The sequence below is a fragment of the Hydrogenophaga sp. T66 genome (assembly GCF_057219855.1).
The window spans coordinates 61,395-83,973 of the sequence record NZ_JBXVVX010000001.1; the positions used below are offsets into that span (position 1 = coordinate 61,395).

A 22,579-nucleotide genomic window follows, 5' to 3' on the forward strand; every position below is an offset into this window, starting at 1 on the left:
CCTTTGAAATCATCGAATTTGACAGTTGGCGAGGTCGCCCGGCGTACCGGCCTGACGGTGCGAACGCTGCACCACTACGACGCGATTGGGTTGGTTCAACCCAGTGGCAGGAGTGAGTCGGGCTACCGGCTCTACAACGCGCGTGACATCGAGCGCCTGCACACGGTCACGCCCCTCAAACAACTCGGTTTGAGCCTGGGTGTCATTGGTGTGGCGTTGGCCGGGAGCGGCATCGCCCCACTTGAGTTGGTTGGCCGTCAGATCATGGAAACGGAGCGCGCGATCGAGCAGGCACGGGCGCTGAAAGAAAACTTGCAGCTACTGCACGATACCTTGCTCACCAACAACGGCGGGGAGGACAACACTGAGGCCTTGCTGGCAGGCGTGCACTTGCTGACGAGCTACCAACGCCTTCTTCCGGGGCATGGCATACGCAAACTACTGGGTAAATGGCGCCAAGAGCGGCCACGCTGGGAGCCTCTCGCCGCAGCCCTCAGCCGCTGTCAAAGCTCTGATGCGCCCGTTGACATGCCAGAAGTGCAACGCCTGGCGCAGCAGTGGATGAACGTGGCCATGGCCGTCTTCGGCGGTCAACTGCGCACCGTCTTGCAATGGGCACAGATGCACCGCCAAGCCCCGGAGACGGCTGCCCATGCCGGGCTGGATCCGGCAATGCTCACGTACTTGGAGCGGGCGATTGGCGCACGCATGGCCGCGCTGGAGCGACACCTGAGTGCCGAAGACCTGGCACGACTGGATGGCTCCTTAGGCCCGGAGTGGGAGAAGTTCGCCGCCGACGGACACGCTTTGCTGCAGGCAGGCACCTTGCCGAACACGCCAGAGGCAGGCGTGCTGCAGGCGCGCTATCTGGATCTGCTTGCCAGAACCGTGCGCCACGACGCAGCGCTGGCCGAGAAGATGCGCCAAGCCTATGTTGCCGAGCCCATCTTGGCCCATGGGCATTTCGTTTCGCCTGAGCTTCGCGCTTATCTCGCTCAAATCACCCCTTGACTCTCACGCTACGTGAGGTTCGAAAGTGCGGTTTTTACTCACTGGAGATCCTGACGATGCACTACCTACCCACGCCTTCCGCCCCCTGTCCGAGCCCATCGGCATTGCGCGTTGCCACCGCGCGTGCCTTGCACCAGTTGCTGGAGCAGCAGCGCGTGTTGGAAGACCCGTTCGCACTGAGCTGTCTCGGGCCACAAACCGCCGCTGCCCTGATGCTGGACCCGGATGCCCACAACGACGTGACGGCCCGATCACTGCGCGCCGGGATTGTGGTGCGCTCAAGGTTTGCTGAAGATCGCCTGCTCAAAGCCATCGCCTTGGGGAGCCGCCAGTACGCCGTCATCGGTGCGGGGCTGGACACCTGGGCCCTGCGAGCCGCGCTGGCACTGCCTGCCATCGACGTGTTTGAGCTTGACCAGCCAGCCATGCAGGCGTGGAAGCAGGGCGTGTACGCCGAAAACGGTTGGGCAACGCCTGCTCGACTCCACTGGGTGTCGGCCGACTTGCGCGAAGTCACGGTAGATGATGCGCTCACCCAGGGGGGCGTCGACATGTCTGCCCCCACGGTCGTGTCGATACTTGGCGTGCTGGTGTACCTCCACCCAGCGGCTGTCGAGCGCACGATCCATGCGCTGCGCACGTTGCCCATCGGCTCGACACTCATCATGGATTACCGTCTGGACGAGCAGTGCCTGCCTCCCATCGAGCGAACGATGATGCAGTTCACTGCGCATGTCATGGCGGCCGGGGGGGAGCCCTGGCAGTCATCGGGCACGCCCGAACAGATGAAGGCTTTGCTGGCGATAGCTGGATTCGATGTCGAAGAGGATCTAGGCCCTGCAGAACTCAATCACCGCTACCTTGCACGACGTCGTGATGGGCTGCAGATCGCCGGTGGCGGCTTCCGCTACCTCAGTGCTATCAAGGCCCGCTGATGGTGCGCCGCTACGACCTCGTCATGTTTGATCTGGATGGCACCCTGGCCGACTCGTTGGGCTTCTTCATACGTACGCACAATCTGCTGTCAGCCAAGTACCACTTCCAGCCCATCCAACCGCATGAGGTCGAGCTGCTGCGGCAGCGTTCGCCGCGCGAAATCATGGATCACCTCGGACTGCCAAGGTGGAAGCTGCCATTTGTTGCTCGGGATTTCGTGCGTTTGATGCGTCTGCACGGCCAGCAAGTGTGCATGTTCGCCGGGGTGGAGCGGGTTCTGCGCGACCTCCATGCACATGGACTCCAGCTGGCAGTTGTCAGTTCCAACTCGGTAGAGAACTGCCTACGCATTCTCGGCGAAGACCTGTGTCGCTTGATGTCATGCATCGACGGCGGCGCTTCGCTTTTCGGCAAACGCACGAGAATTCTTCGCGTGATGAAGAAACTTAGCATTCAACCGGGACAGGCGATCTACGTGGGCGACCAGTTGACCGATGCTGATGCGGCCCGGGCGGCGAGCGTGGCTTTCGGTGCGGTGTGTTGGGGGTATGGTGCACCGCAGGCTTTGGCTCAAACTTCGCCCGAGGTGACATTTGAGACTGTTGATGCACTACGGTTGTTGGCCTGCAATACGCAGCCAGACGCGCGCGTCCACTGATTAGTCTGGGCGAGCCAGCAATGAGCGCCATGCTCGTCAACAAACCTTCAGGCAGCGCCCATATGGCTCGCTCAGCTGCGGCAGGCGGTTGCCGCTGGTAGCCTCATATCGCTTTTCATCGCCTCGGCCCAGCATGCTGCACCTGCACCCCTGCATGGGGTAATCAGTAGTGACCGCTCGCTATTGATAGTGAGGATGCTTTACGGCGGCCTGAAAGAAGAGGTGCTAATCAGGTGTGGGCTCATAACTCTGCTCGGCTGCGTGGGCCCGCTCCCCGGCCCTCTATTGCCGTCATACCACGACAGCTGCCGTTCGGCCTAACGCCGCGACCAAACACCACGAGTCGATATCACCGCTTGAACGCATGCAAAAGCAGTCATTCGGACTGGGACTGTTTTCACTGACCGCTTTGAGGCGTACAGCGGACCTGCAAGGAATGCTCAGTGCAAAGACTGCTGATCTTGCCCCCGTGGTACCAGTCATTGCCCTTGTTGAGTTGAACGACAGCAATCAGCCTGAAGCAGACCTCTAGTGATGACTGCTGCAGGCTGAGGGTAGTCCATCAGGCCAAGACAACCGGATCAACAGATCTGCTCAAGCTGGACTGGTTTGCTTTGGGAAAGTCAGCCATAGCGGGCTTCTTCTGCCCCCTTAAGTCCGAGTGCACGACCAAGAAGGATTGCCACACACGAGGGCATGCCGGTTCAGACGGGTTCGACCACATCGAGTCTCTGAACCCCCAAAAGCATTGCCCATCGACTTTCTGACGGGCTCGGCCCTCTAATTACCAAACGGCTCCAGCGAGCTTAAAAGCTTGAGTAGGCATCAAAGGACCCGGCGGCTGGGCACGCCGGGTTCCCAGCCATTTTTCAGGGCTTGCGGCGGTGCTTGCGCATCCTCATGCCGGGGCACCGGGGATTCCGATGGGGCTTGGATGGGACTTCCTTCGCGTCATGCAGCAGCTTTTCGATGTCAGAGGCCAGCCACCGTACGCAGCGCTCGCCGAGTCGCACGGGACTGGGAAAGATGCCCTGCTTGACGCCGTCATACCAAGTAGAGCGACCGATATTCAGCAGGCTGTATACCTCGGCGGCCGTGAGCAACTTTTCCTTTTCGAGTGGGTGCAAGTCTTGCAACATGAAAGTTACCTCTCTGGGGTGGATGGATGAAAGAACCAGTAGCGCTACAGGACGCTTCGGGCTCTTTTTAAGTCTCCCAAAAACTTCTCTTCAGACACCCCAAATTCGGCCCGTTTGGGCCAGTCCATTTCGCCCCCCTCAGCGCCCCGCGCCTAAATTGGCTGCGCAGGCCCAACTGAAGTCGTCAAACCGCCTCTCACTCGCTTGATCGCACAGTCGATCTGTGGCATGCACAGCCCCGCCCCGGTGCTGAAACGGATGGGCACCACTGTCTCACCCGCACTCTCAGTGCAGGCTTGGCACTCATGGTGGTTGGGTTTTGCACCCCGCGCGTGGCTCGCGCGCAACGCAGGTGGCGGCTCTAGTGCCTGGGTGGCCAGCCAACTCCCCCTATGAAGCGCAGCGGCACCTAGACTCGAGGCGCGTGTGGCTTTGGGGTTGCTTTTGGGTCGCGCATGTCGGTGGGTCAGAGCGAGTCTCTTGGGACTGCAGAAGAAAATGCAGAAGGTCTCAGGACCGTCCCTCGGAGATGCCCTATAATAGAGGGCTACCAAGGGTGGTTCGATTCCGCCCCAGGCCACCAGAAATTCAGACCATCGCCCGGCGGGCGGTGGTCGTGGAACCGGATCCCGGTTCCTTCGCGGGAATAGCTCAGTTGGTAGAGCGCAACCTTGCCAAGGTTGAGGTCGCGAGTTCGAACCTCGTTTCCCGCTCCAGATTCTCCCCCTCCCCCCAGACGACACCTGCGATCTTTGCGAAGTCCGCGAGATCCGGGTCAACCGACGGTCGGCCCTTGGGGTGTGTTGCGCCGCCGCGTTGCTCGGGATCGGGAATTTCTCACTGGCTGTGAGCCGATCGCCGCGCGAGAATGCGCGGATGAAACGATCTTCTCTGGTCCTGCTGGGCGTGGCGGCGCTGTGGGGCGCCGCTTCGGTCTCGGCCCAAACGGTCTACCGATGCACCAACGCCGCCGGGCAGGTGCTGTTCTCGGACGAGCCTTGCCCGTCGGGGTCGAGGGCCGCGACGGTGAATGTATCCCCGGCGAACACGGTGGATTCGTCGGCGCTGCGCGAATCGATGGCGCGACTGGCCCCCGCGCCGGCGGCGCCGGAACGTGCGGGAGCGGCGGCTGCCGCGGGCGCGGAGCGCAACGGCTCGCCGGAATGCCGCAAGGCGCAGCGTGACTATGAAGTGACGGCCAGTTCCACCGGCAACCCGCCGGCGCTGATCGAGGCCAAGCGTTCGGCCATGTTCGCCGCCTGCGGGCTGCGCGAGCCCGACCGGGTGGAGGTCGCGCCGGCGGTGCCGGTGCCGGTGCCTGTTCCCGTGCCGGTGGTGACCTACCCGCCCGTGATCGGGTATCCGCCGGTGATTGGCCGCCCGCCGGTGGTCAAGCCGGCGCCGGTGCCGCAGTACCCGGTGACCGACCGCAACGGACGCCGTCCGTGCCCGGCCTATCCGGGCGACATCACGCCGTGCGGGCCGTCGGGCGCCGAGGGGCCCGGCATCGATCGCCTGCGCAACCGCTGAGGCGGCGGGCCGCGGGCCCACCGCCCGGTGTGGTCACCGCCAGCCCGGCACTTTCTCCAGCCGGAAGTTCAGCAGCGGTTCGCCCGGCAGCCGCCCGGCCACGGGACGGCGCACGCCTTGCAGCGTCAGACCACAGTCGAACACCTCGCCGGTCCAGGCGGCATCGAGGTTCAGGCCGTCGGCCGATTCGTCGAGGTTGAACTCGCCGTCGGCGACGTCGCCGCTGACCTGGCCGGTCGCGTCGTTGCCGCCCGTTTCCCGCCGCAAGGTCCCGCGCACGCTGCCGGGGAACTCGGGGTGCCGCTCCAGCAGGACGGCGCCGCGCGAGGTCGGGCGTGCCGGGTCGCCGCCTTCGGGCCACCACACGAAACGCCACAGGCCGTAAAGCCGCTGCGGGGGCAGGTTGGCCAGGTCGATCGCGGGGTCGCAGGTGGTGGCCGGCCCGGAGGCCGCGATGGCGGTCGCGGGCGCAGGTTGTTGTGCCATGGCGCACGGCGCCAGCGCGAGCCACGCGCCCACGGCGAGGGCGCCCAGCCGGCGGTGCGCGGGGCGGAAGGGCTCGGGGGTGGACCGGGCGGGGGGCCAGGCATGCGCCTGGCGGGAGGTCGACGAAACGGTCATGGCGCGGTGTCGGTGGGGCTGGCTTGCGCGCGGCGGGCGAACTCGGCGCGCAGGGCGCGCAGTTTTTCGCGCGGATCTTCTTTCACGGTGGCCTGGTCGAGCGCCATTTCGGCGATGAAGCGGCTGGGCGCGCCGGGCACGCTGTCGCGCCCTTTTTTGCGGCGCTTGAGCCAGCTGACCGCGAGCGTGCGTTGCGCGCGCGTGATGCCCACGTACATGAGGCGGCGCTCTTCTTCGATGCGCAGCTGCTGCGCGTCGGCACTGCCGCTGTCGTCGTCGATCTTGAAGGGCAGCAGGCCCTCGTTCACGCCCACCAGCATGACGTGGGGCCACTCCAGGCCTTTGGCCGCGTGCAGCGTGGAGAGCGTGACCACGTTCTGGTCCTGTTCGCGGTCGGACAGCGTGGAGATCAGGGCGATGGTCTGCACCACCTCCAAAAGGCTTTTGCGCTCGCTCTCGACCGCTGTGCCCGCCGCGTCGTCGATCTGCCCGCCGCAGCGGCCCGCGATCCAGTCGCAGAACTCCTGCACGTTGCCCCAGCGCGCGGCGGCGACCTTGTCGTTTTCTTCGCTGTCGATCAGGTGTTGCTCGTAGCCGATGTCCTTGAGCCAGTCGGTGAGAAAGGCGCGCGCGGCTTCCGCGCCCAGGGTGTGGCGGGCGCGGTACTCCAGGTCGTTCACCTGGCGGCCGAATTCGTGCAGCGCGGTGATGGCGCGGCCCGACACGGCGCTGGGCAGGGAGTGGGAAAAGAGGGCCGCGAAGAGGCTGAGCTTGTACTGCGTGGCGAAGGCGCCGAGCTGCTGCAGCGTGGTGTGGCCGATGCCGCGCTTGGGCGTGGTGGCGGCGCGCAGGAAGGCGGGGTCGTCGTCGTTGTTGGTGATCAGGCGCAGCCAGGCGCACAGGTCACGGATTTCGGCCTTGTCGAAGAAGCTCTGGCCGCCCGAGACTTTGTACGGAATCTGGGCCTTGCGCAGCGACTGCTCGAAACCCTTGGCCTGGTGGTTGGCGCGGTAGAGGATGGCGAAGTCGCGCCATTCCTTGTGGGGGCTGGTGGCGCGCAAGCTCTGGATGCGGGCGACGGCGCGCTCGGCTTCGTGCTCTTCGTTGTCCGCGTCGACGACGCGCACCGGCTCGCCTTCGCCCAGCTCGCTCCACAGCGTCTTGGGGAAGAGTTTGGGGTTGGGGCCGATGACGGCGTTGGCCGCGCGCAGGATGGCGCTGGTGGAGCGGTAGTTCTGCTCCAGCTTGATGACCTTGAGCTGCGGAAAGTCCTGCGGCAGGCGCTTGAGGTTGTCCAGGGTGGCGCCGCGCCAGCCGTAGATGGACTGGTCGTCGTCGCCGACCGCGGTGAAGCGGGCGCGCTCACCCACCAGCAGCTTGAGCAGTTCGTACTGCGTGGCGTTGGTGTCCTGGTATTCGTCCACCAGCACGTGGCCCATCTTCTGCTGCCACTTGGCGCGCACGGCCCCGTGCTGGCTCAGCAGCTTCAGCGGCAGCGCGATCAGGTCGTCGAAGTCCACCGCCTGGTAGGCCACCAGCCGCTCTTCGTAGCGCTGCATGATGAGCGCGGTGGTGCGCTCGTGCTCGTCGCGCGCCTGCGCCAGGGCGGCTGCGCTGTCCAGGCCGGCGCTCTTCCAGGCGCTGATCGTCCATTGCCACTGGCGCGCGGTGGCGGCGTCGGTGGTGGTGCCGCAGTCCTTGAGCAGGCTGGTGATGTCGTCGGTGTCGAGGATGCTGAACTGCTTCTTCAGGCCCAGCGCCTCGCCGTCCTCGCGCAGCAGGCGCACGCCCAGCGCGTGGAAGGTGCAGATCAGCACCTTCTTGGCGTCACGCCCCACGAGCTGGCCCGCGCGCTCGCGCATCTCGGCCGCGGCCTTGTTGGTGAAGGTGATCGCCGCCACGCGGTCGGCCGCCAGACCGGCCTGGATCAGCCGCGCGATCTTGTGGGTGATGACGCGCGTCTTGCCCGAGCCCGCGCCCGCCAGCACGAGACACGGCCCGCCCAGGTGGTTCACGGCGTCGAGCTGGGCGAGGTTGAGACCGGCGGACATCGGGTGGGCAGGCAAAGCGGTGGATGATACCGACGGCCCCGCGCTGTCGCCGCCGGCGCGGGGCGGGCCCGGACGGGCTGAGACAATCCGCGGCGTGCTCAACGTCCTGCTCGTCACCTTCCCGTTTTTTGCCCTCGTGTTCGCCGGTTACGTGGCGGCGCGGCGGCGGCTGTTGCCGCTGGAGGCCATCCCCGGGCTGAACGGTTTTGTCCTGTATTTCGCGCTGCCGTGCATGTTGTTCCGCTTCGGCTCGACCACGCCGATCGCGCAGCTGCTGGATGTGCGGGCGGCGGCGCTGTACCTGCTGTGCGGGCTGACGGTGGTGGCCTTCGCGATCGTCATCTCGCTGAGCGACCGGATCCGCTGGAACGACGCCTCGCTGGGCGCGCTGGTGGCCGCGTTTCCCAATTCCGGCTTCATGGGCGTGCCGCTGATCGTGGCGCTGCTGGGGCCGTCGGCCGCGGGCACGGTGATCCTCACGATGGTGGTGGACATGGTGATCACCAGTTCGCTGTGCATCGCGCTGTCCCGGCTGGACGAGGCCGAGGGCAATGGCCGCACCGCGGTGTTCGACGCGGCGCGCAAGGCGCTCAAGGGCGTGCTCACCAACCCGATGCCGTGGGCCATCATTCTGGGCGGTGTGGCCTCGGCGTGGTCCTTCCGCCTGCCCGGCCCGGTGGAGAAGACCGCCTGGCTGCTGGCCGATGCGGCCTCGCCGGTGGCGCTGTTCACCATCGGCGCGGTGCTGGCGCGGGCGCAAATGACCGCCAACCACCCCATGCCGCTGGGCGACTACCTCCCGGTGGCGCTGCTCAAGCTGTTCGTCCACCCGCTGCTGGTGTTGCTGGCCGGGCTGGCGGCGGTGCAGCTGGGGCTGGAGCTGTCCGCCGCGGCCCTGACCGTGATGGTGCTGACCGCCGCCCTCCCCAGCGCCAGCAACGTCTCTTTGCTGGCCGAGCGCTTCGGCGCCGACAACGGGCGCATCGCGCGGATCATCCTGGTCTCCACCGCGGCGGCCTTCCTCACGTTCTCCGGCGCGGTGGCCCTGCTCACCTGAGCGTCGCCGGGCGCCGCCCGGCCTCAAATAATAGATATTTCCAATCGGAAATATTTTGTGAATTGCTTGGACTAATCGGACGCCGGCGCCTACAGTGACCCGGTCGATCGCTGGAGTCCTGCCATGTCACCGAACCGCCCCCGCCCCGTCCGCCAGCCTGTCGCCGTGTTCACCGCCTGGTGGACCGAGCGCCTGGCCGTGATGGCGCGGGCGGTGTGAGGCAGACCCCCGCGCGGCCCGTGTCAACCCCAACGTCAGAGGAGTCCCCCATGGCCCAGAACCCCCCGGCCCAGTGCCCCTTCCACGGCGCCCGCACCACCCCCGCGGCCCGCTCCAACGCCGACTGGTGGCCCAACCAGCTCAACCTGGGCATCCTGCACCAGCACGCGCCGGCGTCCAACCCGATGGACCCCGACTTTGACTACGCCACCGCGTTCCAGAAGCTCGACTACGCCGCGCTCAAAAAAGACCTCGCCGCGCTCATGACGGACAGCCAGCCCTGGTGGCCGGCCGACTGGGGGCATTACGGCGGCCTGTTCATCCGCATGGCCTGGCACGCCGCCGGCACCTACCGCACGGCCGACGGCCGCGGGGGCGCGGCCACCGGCAACCAGCGCTTCGCCCCGCTCAACAGCTGGCCCGACAACGGCAACCTCGACAAGGCGCGCCGCCTGCTCTGGCCGATCAAGCAGAAGTACGGCAACGCCATCTCCTGGGCCGACCTGTTCATCCTGGCCGGCAACGTCGCCATGGAAACCATGGGCTTCAAGACCTTCGGCTTCGGCGGCGGCCGCGAAGACATCTGGGCGCCGGAAGAAGACATCTACTGGGGCGCAGAGACCGCGTGGCTCGCCACGAGCGACCAGCCCAACAGCCGCTACAGCGGTGACCGCGAGCTCGCCAGCCCGCTGGCGGCCGTGCAGATGGGCCTGATCTATGTGAACCCGGAGGGCCCGGACGGCAAACCCGACCCGGTGGCCAGCGCACGCGACGTGCGCGAGACCTTCGCCCGCATGGCGATGGACGATGCCGAGACCGTGGCGCTGGTGGCCGGCGGCCACACCTTCGGCAAGGCCCACGGCGCCGGCGACCCGGGCCTCGTCGGGCCCGAACCCGAGGCCGCGCCGGTCGAGGCCATGGGTTTTGGCTGGATCAACCGCCACGGCAGCGGCGTGGGGGCCGACACCACCACCAGCGGCATCGAGGGCGCCTGGAAACCCCACCCCACCCGCTGGGACATGGGCTACCTGCGCGTGCTCTTCCAGTACGACTGGGAGCTGGTCAAGAGCCCGGCCGGCGCCCACCAGTGGCGCGCCAAGGATGTGGCGCCCGAGGACATGATCCCCGATGCCCACCGCCCGGGCGTGAGCCACGCACCGATGATGACCACCGCCGATCTGGCGCTGCGCTTCGACCCGGCCTACGAAAAGATCGCCCGCCACTACCTGGCCCACCCCGAGGCCTTCGCCGACGCCTACGCCCGCGCCTGGTTCAAGCTGACCCACCGCGACATGGGCCCGAAGGCCCGCTACCTGGGCCCCGAGGTGCCGGCCGAAGACCTGATCTGGCAGGACCCGCTGCCGCCGGTGGACCACCCGCTGGTCGACGCGGCCGACGTGGCCGAACTCAAGCGCCGCATCGTCGCCTCGCGCCTGAGCGTGGCCGAACTGGTCAGCACCGCCTGGGCCTCGGCCTCCACCTTCCGTGGCAGCGACAAGCGCGGCGGCGCCAACGGCGCGCGCATCCGGCTGGCGCCGCAGAAAGACTGGGCGGTCAACCAGCCGGCGCAGCTGGCCAAGGTGCTCGCGGTGCTGCAGGAAGTGCAGCGCGGCTTCAACGGCGCCGCGCCGGGCGGCAAGCGGGTGTCGTTGGCCGACCTGATCGTGCTGGCCGGCAACGTGGGCGTGGAGCAGGCCGCGGCCGCCGCCGGCCACCCGGTGGACGTGCCCTTCACCCCGGGCCGCACCGACGCCACCGCCGAACAGACCGACGCCGACTCCTTCGCCGTGCTGGAACCCCAGGCCGACGGTTTCCGCAACTACCGCGCCATGGCGTTCAAGGTGTCGCCCGAGGAGATGCTGGTCGACAAGGCCCAGCTGCTCACGCTGAGCGCGCCGGAGATGACGGTGCTGGTCGGCGGCCTGCGCGTGCTGGGCGCCAACCACGGCGGCTCGCGCCACGGGGTGTTCACCCAGCGCGAAGGCCAGCTCACGCCGGACTTCTTCACCCACCTGGTGGACATGGGCACGGTCTGGAGCCCGGTGGGCGACAACGCCTACGAAGGCCGCGACCGCCAGACCGGCGCGCTGAAATGGACCGCCACCCGCGTCGATCTCGCGTTCGGCTCGAACTCGCAGCTGCGCGCGCTGGCCGAGGTGTACGCCCAGCGCGACAACGCCGGCAAGTTCGTGCGCGACTTCGTGCGCGCCTGGACCAAGGTCATGAACCTGGACCGTTTCGACCTGGCCTGACCCCCGGCCCCGCCGGTCCCCCCGGTCCCCCGGCTGACGCCCGCAAGCCCCCGTCGCGCTCCCGCGCGGCGGGGGATTTTTTTGTGGCCTGAGGGAGCGGTCAGAGCCCCAGCGGATCGACGTCCACCGCGTAGCGGATCAGGCCGCGTGCGGCGGGCGCGTGGCGGGCGGCGAGCAGGCCGTCGTGCCACGCCGCGAGGAAGCGTTGCAGCGCGGCGCGCGAGCCGGATTCGACCAGCAGCTGGGCACGCTCCACATTGGCCACGCGCTGGATGGTGAGTGGCACCGGCGGGTAGAGCGTGACCTCATCGGCGCCAGGCAGGGTGCGCGCGGCCTCGGCCGCGGCGGCGAGGAAGCCCTGGGCCGCGGCCTGGGTGCGTGCGTCGGCGCGCAGCAGCGCCTGGTGGGCGAACGGCGGCATGCCGGCCGCTTCGCGCTCGGCCAGTTCGCGCGCGGCGAAGGCGGCGACGTCGTGCTGGCGCAGGTGGGCGAACAGCGGGTGGGCCGGGTGCCAGGTCTGCACCCAGAGCTCGCTGGCGGCGCTGTGCTGCGCGTCGCGCCCGGCGCGCCCGCCGGCCTGCAGCAGGAGCTGGAACAGGCGCTCGGGCGCGCGGTGGTCGCTGGCGAAGAGGCCGCTGTCGGCGTTGAGCGCGGCCACCAGCGTGATGCGCCGGAAGTCGTGGCCTTTGGTGACCATCTGCGTGCCGACCAGCACGTCGACCTCGCCGGCGTGCAGCGCGTCGAGCTGGGCCTGCAGGCTGCCGCTGAGGCGGGTGGTGTCGGCATCCATGCGGGCCACGCGCGGCGGGCTGCCGTCGGGGCGGCGCGCGTCGGCCAGCAGCGCGGCGAGCTGCTCTTCCACCTGCTCCGTGCCACGGCCCTGCGGCACGATGTCGAGGTTGCCGCACTCGGGGCAGGCGCGCGGCACGCGGCTGCTGTGGCCGCAGTGGTGGCAGCGCAGCGTGCGGTCGAGCTTGTGGAACACGCGGTAGGCGCTGCAGTGCGGGCAGCCGCTTTTCCAGCCGCAGTCGTGGCAGGCCAGCACCGGCGCGTAACCGCGGCGGTTGATCAGCACCAGCACCTGCTCGCCGCGGGCGATGCGTTCGGCCATCGCCGCCAGCAGCGGCGGGGCGAGCACCGCGCCCTTGGGCTGCTGGTTCATGTCGACCAGGCGCAGGCGCGGCAGCGCGCCGCCGCCCACGCGGCTGGGCATGGCCACGCGCCGGTAGCGGCCCTGCTCGCTGGCTTGCCAGCTTTCCATCGACGGGGTGGCCGATCCCAGCACCACCGGGCAGCCGCGCCGGTGTGCGCGGTAGACGGCCAGGTCGCGCGCCGAGTAGCGTGCGCCGTCCTGGCTCTTGTAGCTGGCGTCGTGTTCTTCGTCCACCACCACCAGCCGCAGGCCGGGCAGGCTGGCGAACACCGCCAGCCGCGTGCCGAGCACGGCGCGGGCGCGGCCGGTGTGGGCGGCCAGCCAGGCCTGCAGACGCTGCGCCGGCGTCATGCCGCTGTGCAGGGCCACCACGGCCTGCGGCCCCCAGCGCGGCGCCAGCCGGGCCTGCAGGCGCGCGAGCAGCTGCGGGGTGAGGTTGATCTCTGGCACCAGCACCAGGCCCTGGGCGGCGGGATCGTGGTCCAGCAGGCGCTCCAGGGCCTGCAGGTAGACCTCGGTCTTGCCGCTCCCGGTGGCGCCCCACAGCAGCACCGGCGAGTGCGCGCCGGCCGCCGGCGCGAGGATGGCGTCCAGGGCCGCGGCTTGCTCGGCGCTGAGGGTGCGCGGCGTGGCATCGCCCGGGTCGGCGGGCGCGGCGGCGGGGCTGGAGCTGGCCGGTGCGTCGGCCCCGGCGGTGGTCCGGGCTTTGGCCGCGGCGCGGTCCGCGCGCTGTTGCCGCCGGGCCAGCGCGGGGGTGTCGAGCGCGCGCAGCGGCGGCGGCAGCGCCGCCAGCGCCACCTCGCCGGCGCTGCGCTGGTAGTACTGGGCCGCAAAGCGCACCAGCTGGCGCCAGCCGGCGTCCAGCGGGGCCAGGGCGTCGAGCACGGCGCTGACCGCCCGGGCCCGGGACGGGTCCATGTCGGGCGGCGCTTCGCGCGGCCCATCCCACACGATGCCCAGCACCTCGCGCGCACCCAGCGGTACCCTCACCAGCGTGCCGGCCGGCAGGTCGGTGGGGTGGGTGTAGCTCAGGGTTTCCCCGAGGCCGCTGTGGGCCGGGGTGGCAACGACGACCGGCAGCCAGTGATTCATGTCACGCCAGAACCTCGACTACGGTTTTGAAACCATGGCTAAGTCCTTGATTTTCATGCATGCCGAGACATATCCAGAACTTCTGTGGATAACTTTGTTGATAGTCCCGCTTCACCCCGCCGGAAGCCTTGAAAATCAAGGCCTTGCTTAAACTGCCCAGAAAAAAAGCAATCCACAAAGCCTATATAAATCAATGACTTGGCGATCCCCTGGGGGTCTGGGTAGGGCCCGCGCGGGGCTGGGGCCTGGTGGCGCACCGCAGCACGACTTTTGTGCATAAGTGCGACGTGTCAAGTGTTTTTTTGGCCTGGTTTTGTGCTACGCGCCTGGAAGCAGGGCATCGATGACACCGCGATGACGCCGCACCGCCGGCCATCGGGCCCGCGCGGACTGCGACAAAAGTCACAAGCCCGCTGCGAAAAACAGAGCACCTTTGGCCTCAGACCGCGCGTCGGATGAAACGCGAATGGGTGTGCACGGCTTGCACCAGCGCGGCCACGTGCTCCGGCGGGGTGTACTGGCTGATGCCATGGCCGAGGTTGAAGATGTGGGTCGGGCCGGTGCCGTCGCCCTGGTGGGGGCGGCCGAAGCTGTCAATGACCGCGGCCACCTCGCGCTCGATCGCTTCGGGCGGGGCGAACAGCACGTTGGGGTCGATGTTGCCTTGCAGCGCCTTGGCGCCAGCGCCTTCGCCCACGCGGGCGCGCGCCTGACCGAGGTTGACCGTCCAGTCCAGACCCAGCACCTCGCAGTCCAGCGGCTTCATGTCGTCCAGCCACAGGCCGCCGCCTTTGGTGAACACGATCCGCGGGATCACCACGCCGTCGTGCGAGCGCTTCAGTTGCGAGAGCACGCGGGCGGTGTAGGCCAGGCTGAAGCGCTGGAAGGCGCCGTCGGCCAGCACGCCGCCCCAGCTGTCAAAGACCATCACCGCCTGCGCGCCGGCGTCGATCTGTGCGTTCAGGTAGGCGGCCACGGCGTCGGCGTTGATGGCCAGCAGCCGGTGCATCAGGTCCGGGCGGCTGTACATCAGCGATTTGACGAGGCGGTAGTCGTCCGACCCGCCGCCCTCGACCATGTAGCAGGCCAGGGTCCAGGGGCTGCCGGAGAAGCCGATCAGGGGCACGCGCCCGTCCAGCGCGCGGCGGATCGAGGTGACCGCGTCGAACACATAGCGCAGCTTCTCCATGTCCGGCACCGCCAGCGCCGCAACGTCGGCCTCGGTGCGCACGGTGCGGGCGAATTTCGGGCCCTCGCCCTGCGCGAAGGACAGACCCAGGCCCATGGCGTCGGGCACGGTGAGGATGTCGCTGAACAGGATGGCGGCGTCCAGCGGGTAGCGCTCCAGCGGTTGCAGCGTGACCTCAGTGGCGTAGTCGACGTTCGTGGCCAGGCCCATGAAGCTGCCGGCCTTGGCGCGGGTGGCGCAGTACTCCGGCAGGTAGCGGCCGGCCTGGCGCATCAGCCACACCGGCGTGTGGGTGGTGGACTGGCGCAGGCAGGCGCGCAGGAAGCTGTCGTTTTTCAGGGGCGCGAAGGGCATGGTCGTTCCGGTCGGGGGGTATCGGGCCATTATCCATGCGACCCCCGGCCGGGCCCTGACGCGCGCCGCGCCGCGCCACGCCCGCGCGTCCGCTGCGCTCAGGCCGCGCTCAGGCCGCGCTCTTGTACTTGATGGTGCAGCCGTAGGGGCGGGTGCTGGGCTGGCTCACCGGCTTGCCCGCGAGCAATTCGGCCAGCGCCTGGCGCACGTAGGGCGTGGCGCGCGGGATGTCCTCGACCCGCGCGGAGGCGATGCTGTCGATGCCGCCGGCGTAGGCCAGCTGGCCCTGGGCATCGACGATGAAGAGGTGGGGCGTGACGCGGGCGGCGTAGGCCGCGCCCACGCGGCCGTCGGCGTCGAGCAGCGTGGCTGTGGGGCTGCCTTTCTGCTCGGCCATCCAGCGCCCCAGCGCGTCGGGCGCGAGGTAGTCGGGGCTGCTGTCGTGGGTGGAATTGACGGTGAGCCAGTGGGCGCCGGCGGCCAGCGCCTCGCGCTGGTGGGTCTGCATGTTGCCCTGCGCGCCGCCCTGGTAGTGCTTCTTCACGAACGGACAGCTCGGGTTGGTCCACTCCAGCACCACCGGCTTGCCGCGCAGCGCGGACAGCCGCACCGGCCGGCCCTGCGTGTCGGTGAGGGTGAAGTCGGGCGCCGGCTGGCCCACGGCGGCGTGGGCGCGGGCGGGCCACAGCGCGAGGGACAGGGCGGTGGGCAACGCACCGGCGAGCGCGCCGGCGGCGAGAAGGGAGCGTCGGGGCAGGGTCATCAAAACCTCCGGATCGGGATCAACAGGGCGGCGGGCCCGGCCTCAGCGGGCATCGGCCAGCGCCGCGCGAACCTCCTCCACACCAATCAGTTCGGACAGCACGCGCGGCGGCTGCCCCGGCACGTGCACCGCGTAGGTCGGCACGCCGTTGCGCCCCAGCGCGGCCAGCGCGGCGGTGATCGCCGGGTCGCGGCGCGTCCAGTCGGCGCGCAGCAGCGCCACACGCCGCTCGCGCAGCTCGGCCAGCAAGGCGTCGTCGGACAGCGTGGTGCGCTTGTTCACCTGGCAGGTCACGCACCACGCGGCGGTGAAGTCGACGAACACGGTGCGGCCCTCGGCCAGCCGCTCGGCCTGCCGGGCCGGGCTCCAGGCTTCCCAGACCCCGCTCGTGGCATCTGGGGCGAGCGCGGCCGGCCCGGCGGTGGCGCTCGCGGGCGGCGCCAGCCGCGTGATCGCCGGCCCCAGCGTGAGCAGCACCGCCGCCAGCGTCACGCCGGCCAGCGCCGATAGCGCCCAGCGCCCGCGCCCCGCCCGCCCCAGCGCCCAGACCAGAAGCGCCAGCGCCACCAGGGCCATCAGCAGCGCGGCCGCGCCGTCGATGCCGCTTTGTTGGCCCAGCACCCACAGCAGCCAGACGACGGTGGCGAACATCGGGAAGGCCATCAGCTGGCGGAAGGTCAGCATCCACGCGCCCGGGCGCGGCAGGGCGCGGGCCAGGGCCGGCACCCAGCCCGCCGCGAGGTAGGGCAGCGCCATGCCCAGGCCCAGCGCCGCAAACACCGCCAGCGCCTGCCACGCCGGCAGGCCGATCGCCAGCCCCAGCGCCGCGCCCATGAACGGCGCAGTGCAGGGCGAGGCCACGGCGGTGGCCAGCACACCGCCCAGGAAGGCGTCGGCCGCGGGCCGGCGCGCGCGCAGCGAGGCCACGCCCGACGGCAGCAGTTGCCCCAGCTCGAACAGGCCGGCCAGGTTCAGGCCGATCAGCGTGAACAGCGCCGCCAGCGCCGCCACCACTGCCGGGCTCTGCAGCTGGAAGCCCCAGCCGAGCTGTTCGCCCGCCGCGCGCAGGGCCAGTAGCAGCCCGCCCAGCGCCAGGAAAGACAGCACCACGCCCGCGGTGTAGGCCAGCGCGTGACCGCGGCGCTGCGCCGGGGTGGCGCTTTGCGTGAGCGCCATCACCTTGATCGCCAGCACCGGGAACACGCAGGGCATGAGGTTGAGGATCAGGCCGCCGGCCAGGGCGCCGAGCAGCGTGAGCAGCAACACGCCCAGCGCGGCCGGGGTGGGGGCGGCGGTGCCCGCCACGCGCGCTGCGTCGGCCGCCAGCGCCGCCTCCAGCGCCGGCGACAGGCCGGCCGCGGGCAGGGGCGCCGCCGGCGGCCACGCGCCCTCCACCGGCACCGCCAGCCGCACACCCGCCTCGCCCGGGCCCTGCCCCGGCGCGTCGGCGCGCGCCAGCACGATGTCCATCGTGGCCGGCGCCTCGCTGCGGAAGGCGTTGAGCGGCACCTGCGCCGTCCAGCGCGCGCCCTCCCAGGCCTGGGTCCAGGGCGCGCCGGGCTCAATCACGCCCGTGAGTTCCGGGTAGAACTCCAGCCGCTGGCCGCGCCAGGCGGCGGGCAGCCCGTCGATCGCCACGCCCAGCGCCTTGTCGCCGGGCGTGAGGCGGCTGCCGGCGGCGGGCTGGTCGGTCGGCGCGGCGGCGAACGCGGCGCGGAAGGCCGCGGCCGTGTCGGCATCGGGCGAGGCCGCGGCCGGCAGGGTCAAGCGCAGGCTGGCCTGTTCGGGGATGCATTCGGTCTTGCACACCAGCCAGCTCGCCTGCAGCGCGAGCTCGAGCGCCTCGCCGCGCCAGTCGGCCGACAGGGTGACCGGCACCGGCAGCAGCACGGTGCCGTCGTAGCCGTAGTTGGCCAGCGGCCCGATGGGGAACTTGCGCGGCGTGGGCCAGGCGATGGCGCCGGCCTGCGCGCCGGCCGGCAGCGTCCAGGCCAGTTCCGTGGCCAGCCCCGAGTCGCCGGGGTTTTTCCAGTAGGTGTGCCAGTCGGGCGCGTGGGTGATCTGCAGCCCCGCCCACAAGCGCGCGCCGGGCTTCAGGCCGTCGGGGGCGTAGGCGCGCAGCTCGGCGCGGGTTTGCGGCGTGGTGGACACCGCGCCCTGGGCGGAGGCAAGCGCGGGCAGCAGCGCCAGGGCGCCCAGCACGAATCGCAGCGAGAGGCCGCGCGCGCCCGGGCGCCCGGCCATCAGCCGCTGGAAAGCGCGCGGGACCACACGCAGGCCATCGCGCAGGAAATCACGCAGGAGGGGGCGCAAGAAAGCGTTCATCGGCGGTGCCGGCTCAGGCGCCGGCCGAGGTGTGACGGAGAACGGCGCCGGGAGTTCCGGCGCCGGTCGTGAACGGCTCGCATTGTGCGACGGCCGTGGGGCGGTCGCAGGGGGCTCTGGGCCGACGGTGGAGCAGGGTCGCGGCGTAAGATCGCCGCATGACCGCCGCCGCCACGCCCCCGACCGGCTCGCCGCCGCCCGCGTCGTCCCTCCCGTCGCGCTTCTGGGCCGACCTGAGCACCGCCGATTTCGAGGCCATCGACCGGTCGCGTGTGATCGCGGTGCTGCCGGTGGCGGCCATCGAGCAGCACGGGCCGCACCTGCCGCTGTCGGTGGACGCCGACATCGCCCACGGCCTGATCGCGGCGGCGCTGCCGCACCTGCCGGCGGCGCTGCCGGTGCTGTTCCTGCCGCCGCAGGTCGTGGGCTTCTCGCCGGAGCACACGGCGTTCCCCGGCACGCTGTCGCTGCGCGCCGAGACCGTGATCCGGCTGTGGACCGAGATCGGCGAGAGCGTGGCCGACGCCGGCGTGACCAAGCTGCTGCTGCTCAACACCCACGGCGGGCAGGTCGGGCTCCTCGATCCGGTGGCGCGCGACCTGCGCGCGCGCCGGCGCATGCTGGCGGTGAGCACCAGCTGGTTCCAGTGGCCGCTGCGCGACGCGCAGGGGCACGACGTGATGGCCCGCTTCAGCGCCCACGAACAGCGCTTCGGCACCCACGCCGGCGCGGTGGAGACGGCGCTGATGCGCGCGCTGCGGCCCGATCGCGTGCGGCTGGAACGGGCGGCGGATTTCCGCTCGACCAGCGAAGACCGCGCCGCCGCGTTCCCGGTGCTGGGCGACGGGCGCAGCGCCCGCTTCGCCTGGCAGACGCAGGACCTCAATCCCGCGGGGGCGGTGGGCAACGCGGCGGCCGCCACCGAGGCCGATGGCCAGGCCTTGCTGGACGCCGGGGGGCGCGCGCTGGCGCAGCTGCTCGTCGACATCGACCGCCTGCCGCCGCAGACGCTGCGCGAGCGCTGACGGGTCGGCTGGCCGGGCGGTGCGCCGCGGCGCCTCAGGCGTAGGTGATCCAGTCCCGCAGCGCCGGGTCGTCCAGGTGCGGCAGCGTGTTGTAGGTCAGCAGGCTGTGTCGCTTGGGGTTGAACTGGAACTCGGTGACCGCGCTGTTGCGGATGCGCAGGTTGAGCTCGATCGTCGCCTCCGGGCTCAGGCCCAGCACGTGGCCCACGGCGGTGGAGATCGGACCGCCGCTGGAGACGATCACCACGTTCTGGCCCACATGGTTCGCGCGCACGTGGTCCAGCGCTGACGTGATGCCCTGCACAAACGCCTCATAGCTCGGCATGCCGCGCGGGCTGACCGTGCCGGCCATCCACTGCGCCAGGCCGTCGCGCAGCAGCCGGAAGTGGTGGCGGTAGCGCTCGGGCGTGTCGGGCTTGTCCAGCGGCTGCGGGTGGATGGCGCGGATCACCGCCTCGCTGTCGTACTCGTTGAGACCCGGCCACACCCGCGGCGCGTTGTCCACGCCGGCGCCTTCGGCGATGCCCGCCCAGGTCTGCGCGTGGCGCTTGAGCGAGCCGGTGATCACCGCGTCGATGCGCAGGCCGCGCTGCGCCCAGTAGGCGCCCAGGCGCTGGGCCTGCCGCTGGCCGAGCTCGCTGAGCTGGTCGTAATCGGCCGCGCCGAACGAGGCCTGGCCGTGTCGCACGAGGTAGAGGGTTCCCATGGCGCGGATTCTGTGCGGCCGCCGCCGGGGTGCTTTGTCCCGGCGGCGACGGCGGTCGGCCGGGATTGTCCCGGCGGCGACGCCGCGTCCCGATGGGCCGGGCCGTCCTCGTTTTTCCGCGGATTGGCCCGTCCGGGGCTGTGCTTCAATGGCCCCACGACTGGTGCCCACGAACCCGATGCTGTTTGACTTGCCCACCCTGATCGCGTTGCGCGTGGCCGCCGACGCGCTGATGGCCGTGGCCTTCCTGGCCCAGGCGCGCCGCTACCCCACCCTGGGCGGTCCCGCCTGGTGGTCGGTCGCCGCGCTGCTGTCGATCGTCGGCACCATCGGCCTGGCCACGCGCGGCGTGTGGCCCGACGCCTTGTCGATCCCCCTGAGCAACACCGGCTACGCCGCCAGCTTCGCCGCCATGTGGCTGGGCTGGCGGGCGCACAACAGCCTGCCGCTGGTCAGCGGCCGCGTCGCCGCCGCGCTGGCCGCGGTGGCGGCGGTGCACACCGCTTTTGTGCTGGTGTGGGACGTCATGATCGTCCGGCAGCTGTTGTTTGCCTTCAGCACGCTGGCCTTCCAGCTGCTCACGCTGCGCGACATGCGCGCGCTGACCATCCAACGGCAGCCGCCGGAAGTGCGTGTGATCACCCTGCTGACGCTGGCCGAGGCCGCGGGCATTGCCGGGTATGTGGTGGCGGTGGTGGTGGCCCAGGTGACCCTGCCGGTGGCCGCGCCGGTGCTGATGTTCTATTTCCTGCTCACCGCGCTGATCCGCGTGGCCGGCTACAACGCGCTGGTGGCCTACCGCCTGCGCCAGGAGGCCGAGCGCGCCCGCCAGCGGCTGGCCGCGCGCGAGGCCGACTCGCGCGCGCTGATCGAAAACCTCAGCGCCGGCGTGATGGTGTTTCGCCCCGACAGCTCGCTGTCCAGCGTGAACTCGGCCGCGCGCCGGTTCCTCGGCTGGGGCGAGGCCGGCGCCAATCCCGCGCTGCCGCAGCCCATCGGCCGCGATCGGGGCTGGCGCCTGATGCGCGAGGACGGTCAGCCCATGCGCCGCCACGACATGCCCTTCGAGCGCGTGCTCGCCACCGGCCAGCCGGTGCAGGACGTGATCGCCGGCGTGGCCGTGGGGCCGCAGCGGCAGGTCCGCTGGGCGCTGTGCAACGCCTACCCCGAGACCGACGCGCAGGGCGCGCTGCGCCACGTGGTGCTCAGCTTCATCGACATCACCTCGCTGCGCGAGGCCCAGTCGCAGCAGAAGGCGCTGCAGGCGCACCTCGCCCAGTCGCAGAAGATGGAGGCGCTGGGCACGCTGGCCGGCGGCGTGGCGCACGACTTCAACAACATCCTCGCCGCCATCCTGGGCAACACCGACCTGGCCCGGCAGGACCTCAGCCCCGGCCACCCGGCCGGCCAGAGCCTGGACGAGATCCGCACCGCCGCGCGCCGCGGGCGCGAACTGGTGCGCCAGATCCTGGCCTTCAGCCGCCAGCAGCCGCTGGAGCGCACCACCGTGCAGCTGGCCGACACGCTGGCCGAGTCGTGCGCCCTGCTGCGCGCCGCGCTGCCGCCCACCGTGGAGCTGGTGCAGTCGGTGGAGGGCGCGGTGCCGCCGGTGCTGGGCGACGCCACCCAGCTCGGTCAGGTGCTGCTCAACCTGGGGACCAACGCGCTGCACGCCCTGCAGGGCCGCCAGGGGCGCATCACCCTGCGGCTCGACACCCGGCCGGCCGGCGATCCCGCGTGGCCGCCCGAACTCGCGCGCACCGGCGCCGGCGCGGTGCGGCTGCGCGTGAGCGACGACGGCTGCGGCATGGACGAGGCGGTGCGCGCGCGCATCTTCGAGCCGTTTTTCACCACCAAACCGGTCGGACAGGGCACGGGCCTGGGCCTGCCGGTGGTGCTCGGCATCGTGCAGGTTCACGGCGGCGCGATCGAGGTCGACAGCGCGCCCGGGGCAGGCACGACCTTCTCGCTGTGGTTTCCGGCCCACGGACCTGTCGCGCTCGAGGGTGACATTCGACACGCCGGCGGGGGTATTGCATCGCCGGCGGCGGCCGATGCCCCCACAATCGCCGAGCGCCTGCCCGCCGCGGCGGCGCCCGCTGCCATGACCGACGCCACCGCTGCCGCGCCCCACGTGCTCTACCTCGACGACGACGACACGCTCGTGTTCCTCGTGCGTCGCCTGCTGGAGCGGCGGGGCTACCGCGTGACCGGCTTCACCAGCCAGCGCGACGCGATCGAGGCCGTGCGCGCCCAGCCGCAGGCCTATCAGCTGCTGCTCACCGACTACAACATGCCCGGCCAGTCCGGCCTGGACGTGGCGCGCGAGGTGTTGGACATCAACCCGGCGCTGACCGTGGCCGTGGCCTCGGGTTACATCACCGACGAGCTGCAGGCCCAGGCGCGGACCGCGGGCGTGCGCGAGGTGGTGTTCAAGACCGACGCGGTCGAGCAGTTCTGCGAGGTGGTGGCCCGCCTCGTGCAGCCGGCCTGAGGCG

Annotated in this window: 16 protein-coding genes and 1 tRNA gene; 9 read left to right on the top strand and 8 right to left on the bottom strand. The window is 70.3% G+C overall.

Annotation, left to right across the window (positions count from 1 at the left end; translation table 11 throughout):
• The first annotated feature begins 3 nt into the window (after nucleotides 1-3).
• From AC2D80_RS00255 to AC2D80_RS00265, 3 genes are read left to right on the top strand one after another with little or no spacing between them, the layout of a single operon-like run.
• On the top strand, nucleotides 4-1,011 hold the full coding sequence (locus tag AC2D80_RS00255) for a MerR family transcriptional regulator (RefSeq protein WP_484630976.1): 1,008 nt from the start codon (nucleotides 4-6) through the stop codon (nucleotides 1,009-1,011).
• A 56-nt stretch (nucleotides 1,012-1,067) separates the two neighbouring features.
• Nucleotides 1,068-1,946: a class I SAM-dependent methyltransferase gene (locus AC2D80_RS00260; protein WP_484632621.1), complete on the top strand. Its 879-nt coding sequence runs from the start codon at nucleotides 1,068-1,070 to the stop codon at nucleotides 1,944-1,946.
• A 23-nt stretch (nucleotides 1,947-1,969) separates the two neighbouring features.
• The gene (locus AC2D80_RS00265; protein ID WP_484630977.1) at nucleotides 1,970-2,605 is read left to right on the top strand and encodes an HAD hydrolase-like protein; all 636 of its coding nucleotides are present in this window, start codon (nucleotides 1,970-1,972) and stop codon (nucleotides 2,603-2,605) included.
• Nucleotides 2,606-3,474: 869 nt separating this feature from the next.
• Here the strand turns inward: AC2D80_RS00265 and AC2D80_RS00270 are convergent.
• Entirely contained in the window at nucleotides 3,475-3,744 is a 270-nt protein-coding gene (locus AC2D80_RS00270; protein WP_484630978.1) for a helix-turn-helix transcriptional regulator, read from the bottom strand.
• Nucleotides 3,745-4,384: 640 nt separating this feature from the next.
• On the opposite strand from AC2D80_RS00270, the gene AC2D80_RS00275 reads away from it, so the two are divergent.
• Nucleotides 4,385-4,460, top strand: a tRNA-Gly gene (locus AC2D80_RS00275).
• Between the two features lie 160 nt (nucleotides 4,461-4,620).
• A complete protein-coding gene (locus AC2D80_RS00280; protein ID WP_484630979.1) occupies nucleotides 4,621-5,274 on the top strand; it encodes a DUF4124 domain-containing protein in 654 nt (217 codons plus the stop codon).
• Nucleotides 5,275-5,307: 33 nt separating this feature from the next.
• Here the strand turns inward: AC2D80_RS00280 and AC2D80_RS00285 are convergent, their stop codons facing one another.
• Both AC2D80_RS00285 and AC2D80_RS00290 read right to left on the bottom strand, forming a co-directional pair.
• Nucleotides 5,308-5,895 (bottom strand): hypothetical protein, encoded by a 588-nt coding sequence (locus tag AC2D80_RS00285; protein WP_484630980.1) that lies wholly within the window; start codon nucleotides 5,893-5,895, stop codon nucleotides 5,308-5,310.
• Nucleotides 5,892-7,946, bottom strand: a complete 2,055-nt coding sequence (locus AC2D80_RS00290; RefSeq protein WP_484630981.1) for an ATP-dependent helicase — start codon at nucleotides 7,944-7,946, stop codon at nucleotides 5,892-5,894. The genes AC2D80_RS00285 and AC2D80_RS00290 overlap by 4 nt, the downstream gene beginning before the upstream one ends.
• 94 nt (nucleotides 7,947-8,040) lie before the next feature.
• Between AC2D80_RS00290 and AC2D80_RS00295 the strand changes: the two genes are divergently transcribed.
• Both AC2D80_RS00295 and katG read left to right on the top strand, forming a co-directional pair.
• Nucleotides 8,041-9,003, top strand: coding sequence for an AEC family transporter (locus tag AC2D80_RS00295; RefSeq protein WP_484630982.1), 963 nt, complete (start codon nucleotides 8,041-8,043; stop codon nucleotides 9,001-9,003).
• Between the two features lie 269 nt (nucleotides 9,004-9,272).
• Nucleotides 9,273-11,474, top strand: a complete 2,202-nt coding sequence (gene katG, locus AC2D80_RS00300) for a catalase/peroxidase HPI (protein ID WP_484630983.1) — start codon at nucleotides 9,273-9,275, stop codon at nucleotides 11,472-11,474.
• A 100-nt stretch (nucleotides 11,475-11,574) separates the two neighbouring features.
• Here katG and priA read toward each other — a convergent pair whose 3' ends face one another.
• From priA to AC2D80_RS00320, 4 genes are all read right to left on the bottom strand, one after another.
• The gene (gene priA / locus AC2D80_RS00305) at nucleotides 11,575-13,719 is read right to left on the bottom strand and encodes a replication restart helicase PriA (RefSeq protein ID WP_484630984.1); all 2,145 of its coding nucleotides are present in this window, start codon (nucleotides 13,717-13,719) and stop codon (nucleotides 11,575-11,577) included.
• A 439-nt stretch (nucleotides 13,720-14,158) separates the two neighbouring features.
• Nucleotides 14,159-15,262 (bottom strand): uroporphyrinogen decarboxylase, encoded by a 1,104-nt coding sequence (hemE, locus tag AC2D80_RS00310; protein WP_484630985.1) that lies wholly within the window; start codon nucleotides 15,260-15,262, stop codon nucleotides 14,159-14,161.
• Nucleotides 15,263-15,371: 109 nt separating this feature from the next.
• Entirely contained in the window at nucleotides 15,372-16,025 is a 654-nt protein-coding gene (locus AC2D80_RS00315) for a redoxin domain-containing protein (RefSeq protein WP_484630986.1), read from the bottom strand.
• 42 nt (nucleotides 16,026-16,067) lie between these two features.
• Nucleotides 16,068-18,269, bottom strand: a complete 2,202-nt coding sequence (locus AC2D80_RS00320) for a protein-disulfide reductase DsbD family protein (protein ID WP_484632622.1) — start codon at nucleotides 18,267-18,269, stop codon at nucleotides 16,068-16,070.
• A 239-nt stretch (nucleotides 18,270-18,508) separates the two neighbouring features.
• Here AC2D80_RS00320 and AC2D80_RS00325 point away from each other — a divergent pair, with 239 nt between their 5' ends.
• Nucleotides 18,509-19,375: a creatininase family protein gene (locus tag AC2D80_RS00325; protein ID WP_484630987.1), complete on the top strand. Its 867-nt coding sequence runs from the start codon at nucleotides 18,509-18,511 to the stop codon at nucleotides 19,373-19,375.
• Between the two features lie 34 nt (nucleotides 19,376-19,409).
• Here the strand turns inward: AC2D80_RS00325 and AC2D80_RS00330 are convergent, their stop codons facing one another.
• Nucleotides 19,410-20,081 (bottom strand): histidine phosphatase family protein, encoded by a 672-nt coding sequence (locus AC2D80_RS00330; RefSeq protein ID WP_484630988.1) that lies wholly within the window; start codon nucleotides 20,079-20,081, stop codon nucleotides 19,410-19,412.
• A gap of 148 nt (nucleotides 20,082-20,229) precedes the next feature.
• On the opposite strand from AC2D80_RS00330, the gene AC2D80_RS00335 reads away from it, so the two are divergent.
• Nucleotides 20,230-22,575, top strand: coding sequence for a hybrid sensor histidine kinase/response regulator (locus tag AC2D80_RS00335; protein WP_484630989.1), 2,346 nt, complete (start codon nucleotides 20,230-20,232; stop codon nucleotides 22,573-22,575).
• Nucleotides 22,576-22,579 lie beyond the last annotated feature (4 nt).